Raw genomic sequence first — 8,904 nt, 5'->3', positions numbered from 1 at the left:
CAATTTCACTTTTTATTATATCTTTGTCAAGTACACTGTACATAAGGGTTGATTTTGAAATGATTATGTTTTGCAACACAAATTTCGTCAACCCTTTTATATTTACAAAATAAGTTTAAATCACTTCTCTATAAAATTCTAAGCATCCGGTAACGGATCACCTACTTTAATATCACAACGGTGATGCGGTTGACCATGTGCCGGATTATTTTTTGGTTTTGGACCCGCAGCATTGGCTGTTGAAGAAGCCGGTGTTGCCGCAGGTTTTACTTGCTGAGTTGGCGTTACTTGTTTTGCAGGAGCAGGTGCTGCAGCGACAGTCTGAGTTGGATTAGCTTGTTGCTCAGTCTGAACCGTTTTAAAAAATGATTTTGGTGCATTTTGCTGAACAGGAGCCGGTGATGCTCCTTGTGACTGTGCAGAACCGTCCAAAGGGGCTCCAACTGCAATTTCACATCGGTGATACGGTTGCCCATGTGGCGGATTTAATTTTGGAGGTTGCCCAGCCGGAGTAGCCGTTTGTGTGGCTGCCTGAGCAGGAGTGGTGGTTATTTTAGAAGCATCATTTGCAGCCGGTTTTTCAGTCGCCGTTGTTTCTGTTTTTTGTTCTGTAGAAGTAGATGCTTCCTCTGTTTTTTTACAGGAAATAAAGAAAAGTGAACTTCCCAAAAGGAAAAGTAGTATCGATTTTGATTGCATAACATTAGTTTTTTATCCATTCAAATATAATAATTTAAATAGAAAAGCTTTTCATTTTTAACAATTTGGTTTAAAAATAAGCTCTTAGCTGAATACTTCCTGTGTGAATTGTATCACTAGTTTCGCTTTTCCTTCCTTGGTAATTGACATTCACATCTAAATATTGCGTCAGGTTTTTTTGAATCAATAATCGCCAGGTTTGGTTTCTTCCCGGTTGAAGTCCTTCTAACATTTGAAAACCCACTGCGGATAAAGCATCGCCTGTAAAGTCATTGTTGTAAAGTGAAAATTCTCCGTTCATCGTGAATTTTTTCTCGCCTGCATACGTGAACGAAGTTCCTAATCTGCTTTGGTTCAGGGTTTCGCTATTACCTAATTGGTTTTCTTTGTTTTGCATTTCAAAAAACACATCTAAACTCGTGTTTTTTGAAAATAAATAACTCACTTTTGGGGCAATTTGATAGCCAAACACATCAAAATTACGTGCCGGAAAATTATCTGAACTACTTTCAGTGGTAAACGTTTTTCCTGACATGGCAAACAACCAGCTCTTTTTTAATAAATGAGCGTATTGCACTTGATGAGCTAAGTTTTTATTTTCTTGTGAACCGATGGAAAGTAAATTTTTGGTTCTACTGTTTAAAATGGTATAGGTAACCGAATGATGTTGTTTCCCTCGGTTGTAAAAGAAACTATTCATAAAACTCGAATTCAATCCTAATAATTCTGATTCATCACTATTAAATGGATTGAGGTTGAAATTATCGGAATTGCGTTCAATTTTTCGGTCGATTAAATAAGACGTTTGATTGTAGAAATAAGACAAAAACTTCTTAAATCCCGTCTCATTCTGCCAAATTGAAGGATTCAACGTTAGTGAAACGGAAAACTTATTTTGATGTGTTTTTACAAAAACTTGATTTGGCAAAAATACCCGAACATATTTCGCTTGATCGGGAAACGGAGCGACTTCAAATTCTTGTAATTCTTGAATGCCATTTCCATTGTAATCATTCCACATAAAAACACCTTGGCCGGGTTCTACTTGCAAATAGGTAAACTCTTGTTGTGGCAACGTTCCCGACGCCGTTTCATAAGCAGTGGTTAGCAAAAGTAATTGTTTAAAGAACCGGTCATTATACAAAATACGGGAATTCAATGAAGGTTCATTAGGACGAGTTTTATCTTCAAATTCTAAATTTCTGTAGTTGACAAAAACACTCAAATCACTTTTTTCGGTTTGCAACAATCTTGATTTCAAATAATAAGAATGTGAACGATTTACCCGTTGTACAAAACCGTTTTGCAAACTGTCGTTTACGCGATGCAAATAGCCAATTTCCATAAAAACTTTGGTGGAATCACCACGACCAACAAAACCGCCATATTCTAAAAAGCGTTGACTGAGTTGAGAAAAAGTGTTGGTACCAACAATTTTCTCGCTATTGTCTTCCAATCGAAGTGAACCACCCACCCAATTTTTTTTCCAATCATATTTGGTTAGGGTTTCGCTTCGGGCAAAAGTGGAATTGGCAACAGAACCATCGCTTTTCATCACACTACTGTTGTTGGAAATGGTCCAGTTTTTATGCCGAAATCGTCCATTCAACACATGTCGGATTCCCGAAAAATTATCGGAAAAGTCTAATTTTTCTAATTGATAAGTGGCAAAACCTTTTTCAGGATCGTTCCATCGCAAACCGGAAATAACCAAACTCTGATTACCGATTGGAGAAGTTAAATTCCAATCGCGATCAAATTCTATCGTAAATAATCGTTCAATGGTTCTGAAATCTTTTTGTACAAATTGCAAATTTGCAAAGGCATCCAATGTCCATTTTTTGGTAAAAAGGCGTTGATTGGCATTTATTCTTCCGGCAATTCCTTGATTATCTTCATTATCCAAGTTGGAAAATAAATTCAAATCATTGTTGCTGATGCCTATTTCAAAATCAACATTGGTTTTGTCGGATGGATTGTATTTTCCCATCACGGTGGCAATTTGAATTTTGGTAGGAGCAATCAGTCGAATAATCGGTTCAAAATTTCCTTGTGGAATTCCGTTTATGGGTGCTACATATTGATAAATTCTTCCCACTGCTTGGTTGTTGGCTAAGATGTAATTTCCTTGGTTATTGCCAACTAAAGAAAAGCGTACGTTGAATAAAACTTCTTCCGGATTGTTAGAAAATTCAAAAACTTCTTCACCGGAGACTGTTATTTTTCGGTACAAAACTTTGTTTTCAGAAAAGGAATCTTCAAATGCAGAAGGAGCATTCATCAAATTGATGTTATCGCCCGCATTTTGTAAAACTTCAACTTGTTCTTGCGACAAATCTTGTTGTAAAGGTTGATTTTTGACATCATTCTCTGAATAGATAAATCCGCCGATGCTCCATTTTTCGCGTTCGTGAACAACACCTCCATAGGTAAGAAATCGGGTAAAACTTCGGTCGGAATATTGGTATTCAATGTTAATCCGCATTTCGGAATTGATGGGGAAAAGTGAAGTAAAGGTTACTTCTCCGGCATTGTAATCTATCGTGTAGTGATTGTTTTCTCCACGCTGCAAGAGAATTCCATTCACAAAAACCCGTTCAGAACCGGAAATGACCAACACAAACAATTCGCCATTGTTACCTCGCAGTTTATAAGGTCCTTGATTTCCTTCCTGACCTACAAAAGTACTTTTAGCATATTGACCACGAACCAAAGCAGCTGAGGCAAAAAGGGTGGTTTTATTTCCTTCTTCACCCAAATGAAATTGTGTGGAAAGTCCTTGTACTTTTTTATTAAAATTTAAAAAGCGGGATTGTCTGTTTTCTAAAAATAAGTCACCGGCACGAATGTTCCATTTGTCTGAATACATTTCGATGAAAATCTGATCAAATTCGTCCAATCTTTGTGAATAACCGCCTTCCTGCAAAGGAATATTACTGTCTTGAATGGAAGCACGCAAACTTACCTTATCGGATAGTTTTCCTGTAATCTGCAAATCCAAATTGGAATTGACCACGGCATTTTGATTGTTTCCTATGGTTACACCTCTTGTAATACTACCGGACGTGGTGAGTCCGTCAAACGGCTTGAAGTTATTGACTCGGTCTTTGGAAAGTGAATACAATTGACCGTTTCCTCTGGAGTTGGGAACGACCTTACTTTCATCATAAACACTATAGGTTTTAGTCAAAAATTCAGGAAAAGTAAGGTAGCGAACGGTTAGTGTGTCGTTAGATTGAAAATTAGTTTTAAAAACCAATGTGCCTTTTTGAAAGTTTACCTTGTAAAAAGCAGTGTCAACGGGATTTCCCTTTCCATCTAAAATTTTGAAAAATTCCTTGTTAATGCTAACTTTTTCGAGTGAAATGGTATCGGCTGAAACGGTGATTTTTTTCTTTTTATAAGGAGTTTCGTTTTCCTGAGCCCACAACCCGGAAAACAAGAGCAACAACATCCCTAAAAAGCAATTTTTCAACATACTTATACTAACTCCAAAAACTCAAAAGTAGTATTTTTTGGGGGTTAAAAATGTAGCTGTTCTGATAAACTTTAAACTACTAAAAAACAAATTTTCGATTTCTGAAATTCAAACCCATTTCCTTATTTTTGAGACTTCAACAATAGCTAGAATGTTTAAACCTTTTAAACCAGTTAACCCAGAACCAATTCGTTTTGTGGTTTGTATTCCAACCCTAAATCGAGCGGATTTACTAAATGAAGCACTAGTTAATTACTTTAATGATTTTAAAGAAACCCTTATCGTGATTTGCGATAATGGAAATCAGGAAATTATTAGACGTGAAGATAACTTTGTTATTATAAGACCTGAAACTAATTTAGGTGTGTCAAAAAGTTGGAATTTACTCATGGAATTTGCCGATAAACAAGGAGCCACTCATGTACTTATACTTAATGATGATGTGTATTTAGGCAAATCAGAAATTCAAATTCAATCTATTTTACAAATTTGGAAGAACATGGCGTTTATTAATTCTTACCAACAATGGAGTTCATATATTCTTACTGTTCAAGCTTGGAAAGAATTTGGAAAATTTGATGAAAATATTTTTCCAGCCTATTTTGAAGATAATGATGCTCACTATCGCATGAAGTTACTTAACATGAATATGGTTTATACCGAAAAACTAAATCCGGTTACTTTTCGAAATTCGATGTCGATTGAAAAAGATCCATCGCTTAATGAGAATTTTTTGAAAAATCGGACTTACTACATCAAAAAGTGGGGTGGAGCACCTGATAAAGAAAAATATCTTGTTCCATTCAATGCTGTTTCTGTTAAATTATAAAAAAAGAGCTGTTTCATAACAAAACAGCTCTTTTCATGAAAAAACAGTAAGACTTTTATTTTGGCATCACTACCGTATCAATGGCGTGAATCACTCCATTTGATGCAGCCACATCTGCAATAACAACAGTTGCTTTTCCACCGTTTTCATCGGTTAAAACTACTTTTCCATCTACTAAACTTAACGTAATTTTCCCACCTTGAACGGTAGCTACTTCAAATTTACCTTTGTTTGCATTGATGGCTTCAATTACTTGAGCAGCTTCAAATTTTCCGGCTACAACATGGTAGGTTAATACAGCGGTTAATTTTTCTTTACTTTCCGGTTTTAACAATGTTTCAACTGTTCCGGCAGGAAGTTTTTCAAAAGCTGCATTAGTGGGTGCAAAAACAGTAAATGGACCTTCTCCACTTAACGTTTCTACTAATTCCGCTGCTCCTACGGCAGTTACCAATGTGCTGAAATCTGCATTAGCGGAAGCTACTCCCACAATGTTTGGCGTTTCAACAACTTCAACTGGCTCTTCAACGGCAACAACTTCTTCTACAACTTCTTCTTTTTTGGCTTCACCACAACTGATTAGCATTGCTGTGATTGATAAAATGGTCAGTGATTTAATTAGTTTCATTTTGATTTTTTTTACAATTAGAATGTAAAGGTAGAGTATTAATATTGTTGTTTAATTTTTTTAACAAAAGATTAAACAAAATTTAATTATTGTTTTTTTTCAATTAAACAAACTTATTGGGATATCCCCCTTGGTCGGTATGACAAAATTATTAATACTCCAAACCTGAAACCTGAAACCAAAAAACTACTCCTTCGTTACTACCTGCAACGTTTCTCTACTAATCTGTTTTACCAAAACTGTTTTATTTTCCTCGACCATTTTAGCCGCTTTTTCAGTGAAGTGACGAATAGTGTATAGCGACACATTTTCGTTATAAGCTACTTTGAACTTTTTGGAAAGAATGGTTTTTAATTCCGGAAAGTTGCCAAATTTATCTTCAATGCACACCGAAAAACTAATGGCGGAATTTTGAATCAAACTTACTTTTACTTTGTATTGATGGAATAACGCAAAAATTTCGCTGATGTTTTCTTCCATGATAAACGAGAAATCGATGGAGGAAAGCGAAATCAGTAATTGATTTTTTTTCACTATAAAACAGGATGTTTGCGGTTCCAAGTCGGCACCTTTATAGACTCTTGTTCCTGGTAAAAGCGGATTTACAAATGATTTTACAAATAATGGAATTTCCTTTTTTTGAAGCGGTTGCAATGTTTTGGGGTGAATAACCGAAGCTCCGTAAAATGCCAACTCAATGGCTTCACGATAAGATATCTGATTTAGTAAAATGGCATTTTCAAAATACCTGGGGTCAGCATTTAAAACCCCCGGAACATCTTTCCAAATCGTTACGCTTTCAGCATTTAAACAATAGGCAAAAATAGCGGCGGTATAATCCGAACCTTCACGACCTAAAGTAGTCGTAAAATTATTTTCATCTGAACCTAAGAAACCTTGCGTAATGTTCAACGTTTTTTTCTTAACGTTTTTCGAAATCAATTTTTGCGTTTGTTCCCAATCTACGATTGCATCTCGATACGTAGCATCCGTTTTGATGAATTGACGAACATCCAACCAATTGTTTTTGAGTCCGCTATAATTAAAATAATGACTTACAATGGTGGTTGAAATAATTTCTCCGTAACTCACCACTTGGTCATAGACAAAGTTATAATTAGGCGATTTATTGTGACTCAAAAAATAATCCAGTTCTTCAAAATGAACGTTCACGGCTCTAAAAACAAGATGTTTATCGTCTTCAAATAGCTCTAATAAAATTTGGTTGTGGTATTTTCGCACTTCCTGAATCGACGCTTTTAATTCCGGTGATTTTTCAAAATAATGTTTAATCACGACTTCTAATGCGTTGGTGGTTTTCCCCATGGCAGAAATCACGAGTAACACATCGTCGTGTCCCACTTTTTGTAAAACGGATAGTACGTTTTTTACTCCTTCGGCATCTTTTACCGATGCTCCTCCAAATTTGAATATTTTCATACGTTTAATGTGTCTTAGTCAATATCAATGTCAAAAATCAATGTCAAAAATCAATGTCAAAAATCAAAAATCGTTAATCTTCAATCAAAAATCGTTTCATTCCTTCTTCATTCATTTGTACCACACGCCAATCTTCTAATACCTTCGCACCTGATTTTTCATAAAAACGAATGGCGGGTTCGTTCCAATCCAATACATTCCATTCGAGGCGTCGAACTTTGTCTTTCTTGCCTTGCTTAATAATTTCGGTGTACAATGCCAAACCTGCTCCGGTACCCCGATGAGCTTCTTTCACTATCAAATCCTCCAAATGAATCGTTTTCCCTTTCCAAGTCGAATACCTATAATAATACAACGCCATGCCAATGATTTCATCATTCATTTCCGCCACAAAGGTGTGAAAAAGTGGATTTTCACCAAAACCATCACGCTCTAAATCGGCAACAGTTACCACCACCGCATCGGTTTCTTTTTCAAAAACAGCGAGTTCTTGAATCAAGCTTAAAACGGAGGGCATATCGTTTATTTTTGCTTTTCTGATGTTCATTTTAGAAGCTAATTTCTGCCATCTGATACTTTCAGGGCTATTAATTTTGCACAAAAATACAATTCTTAAAGATAACAAAATAATAATCTGATTTGTATCACAAAAATTTCGATATTTGTGCCACTAATACAACTACAACGTTTTCGTAATGGAAGAAAGAAACAAAACCCTTGGTGAATTCATCATTGAGAAGCAGGAAGAATTTCAATATTCAACCGGAGAATTATCACGCATTATCAACTCCATCAGACTAGCCGCAAAAGTGGTAAATTACAAAGTAAACAAAGCGGGTTTGGTGGATATTGTTGGAGCAGCCGGTGAACAAAATATTCAAGGAGAAGACCAACAAAAATTGGATGTGTATGCCAATGAGGTGTTTATTCAAACCCTTATCAACCGTGAAATTGTGTGTGGAATCGGCTCCGAAGAAAACGATGATTTTATTACCGTTGCCGGTAGCGATAATTCACACAATAATAAATATGTGGTGTTGATGGATCCTTTGGATGGTTCTTCTAATATTGATGTTAATGTTTCAGTGGGAACCATTTTTTCGGTTTTCAGACGTAAAACCCCGGTAGGAACTCCGGTAACTTTGGAAGATTTTCTACAACCCGGTGTGAATCAAGTGGCGGCGGGTTATGTGATTTATGGAACATCGACGATGTTAGTTTACACAACCGGTCACGGCGTAAACGGATTTACTTTAAACCCGGCTATTGGTACTTTTTATCTTTCGCATCCGAATATGACTTATTCTGAATCCGGAACGATTTATTCGATTAATGAAGGGAATTATGTTCATTTTCCGCAAGGGGTAAAAGATTACATCAAATATTGTCAGTTAGAGGAAGAAGATCGTCCTTATACTTCCCGTTATATCGGAAGTTTGGTTTCCGATTTTCATCGTAATATGATAAAAGGAGGCATTTATATTTATCCAACGAGTTCAAAAGCACCGAACGGTAAACTACGTTTGCTGTATGAATGTAATCCAATGGCCTTTTTAGCGGAACAATCGGGAGGAAAAGCTTCAAATGGATATCAACGCATAATGGAAATTCAGCCAACCGAATTGCATCAACGCGTCCCTTTCTTTTGCGGAAGCCGAAAAATGGTAGAAAAAGCTGAAGAATTTATGGCGAAATATAAATAGTTTTTGATTGTCCGTTATTAGTCATAACCCTGTAATGCTTGCTATCACTAGCCTGTCGAATAATTTTTCTTCAAAATACCGTCTATTAAGCTTGTAAACGAACTCATTTAGGTATAATTGTAAATAT

Annotated in this window: 7 protein-coding genes and 1 pseudogene; 2 read left to right on the top strand and 6 right to left on the bottom strand. The window is 36.1% G+C overall.

Features of this window, described 5'->3' with window-relative positions; all coding sequences use genetic code 11:
* Positions 1–138: 138 nt before the first annotated feature.
* Together ACIQ0M_RS14930 and ACIQ0M_RS14925 are read right to left on the bottom strand one after the other, a co-directional pair.
* Entirely contained in the window at positions 139–699 is a 561-nt protein-coding gene (locus ACIQ0M_RS14930; protein ID WP_396153659.1) for a hypothetical protein, read from the bottom strand.
* Positions 700–769: 70 nt separating this feature from the next.
* The gene (locus ACIQ0M_RS14925; protein WP_396153657.1) at positions 770–4,177 is read right to left on the bottom strand and encodes a hypothetical protein; all 3,408 of its coding nucleotides are present in this window, start codon (positions 4,175–4,177) and stop codon (positions 770–772) included.
* Positions 4,178–4,328: 151 nt separating this feature from the next.
* Between ACIQ0M_RS14925 and ACIQ0M_RS14920 the strand changes: the two genes are divergently transcribed.
* Positions 4,329–5,006 carry a glycosyltransferase family 2 protein gene (locus tag ACIQ0M_RS14920; RefSeq protein ID WP_396153655.1) on the top strand — a complete coding sequence of 226 codons (678 nt, stop codon included), beginning with the start codon at positions 4,329–4,331 and terminating at the stop codon, positions 5,004–5,006.
* A 55-nt stretch (positions 5,007–5,061) separates the two neighbouring features.
* Here the strand turns inward: ACIQ0M_RS14920 and ACIQ0M_RS14915 are convergent, their stop codons facing one another.
* The 3 genes from ACIQ0M_RS14915 to ACIQ0M_RS14905 form a co-directional block, all read right to left on the bottom strand.
* Entirely contained in the window at positions 5,062–5,634 is a 573-nt protein-coding gene (locus ACIQ0M_RS14915) for a fasciclin domain-containing protein (RefSeq protein WP_396153653.1), read from the bottom strand.
* 186 nt (positions 5,635–5,820) lie between these two features.
* The gene (locus ACIQ0M_RS14910) at positions 5,821–7,074 is read right to left on the bottom strand and encodes an aspartate kinase (protein ID WP_396153651.1); all 1,254 of its coding nucleotides are present in this window, start codon (positions 7,072–7,074) and stop codon (positions 5,821–5,823) included.
* A gap of 73 nt (positions 7,075–7,147) precedes the next feature.
* On the bottom strand, positions 7,148–7,621 hold the full coding sequence (locus ACIQ0M_RS14905; protein ID WP_396153649.1) for a GNAT family N-acetyltransferase: 474 nt from the start codon (positions 7,619–7,621) through the stop codon (positions 7,148–7,150).
* Between the two features lie 148 nt (positions 7,622–7,769).
* Between ACIQ0M_RS14905 and fbp the strand changes: the two genes are divergently transcribed.
* Positions 7,770–8,777: a class 1 fructose-bisphosphatase gene (gene fbp, locus ACIQ0M_RS14900; RefSeq protein ID WP_396153647.1), complete on the top strand. Its 1,008-nt coding sequence runs from the start codon at positions 7,770–7,772 to the stop codon at positions 8,775–8,777.
* 21 nt (positions 8,778–8,798) lie between these two features.
* Here fbp and ACIQ0M_RS14895 read toward each other — a convergent pair.
* Positions 8,799–8,904, bottom strand: a pseudogene (locus ACIQ0M_RS14895) (IS1595 family transposase); the annotation flags it as partial.

This window comes from Flavobacterium sp. (assembly GCF_044339515.1).
Classification (GTDB): Bacteria; Bacteroidota; Bacteroidia; order Flavobacteriales; family Flavobacteriaceae; genus Flavobacterium.
This window is presented reverse-complemented; position numbering and strand designations above follow the sequence as displayed.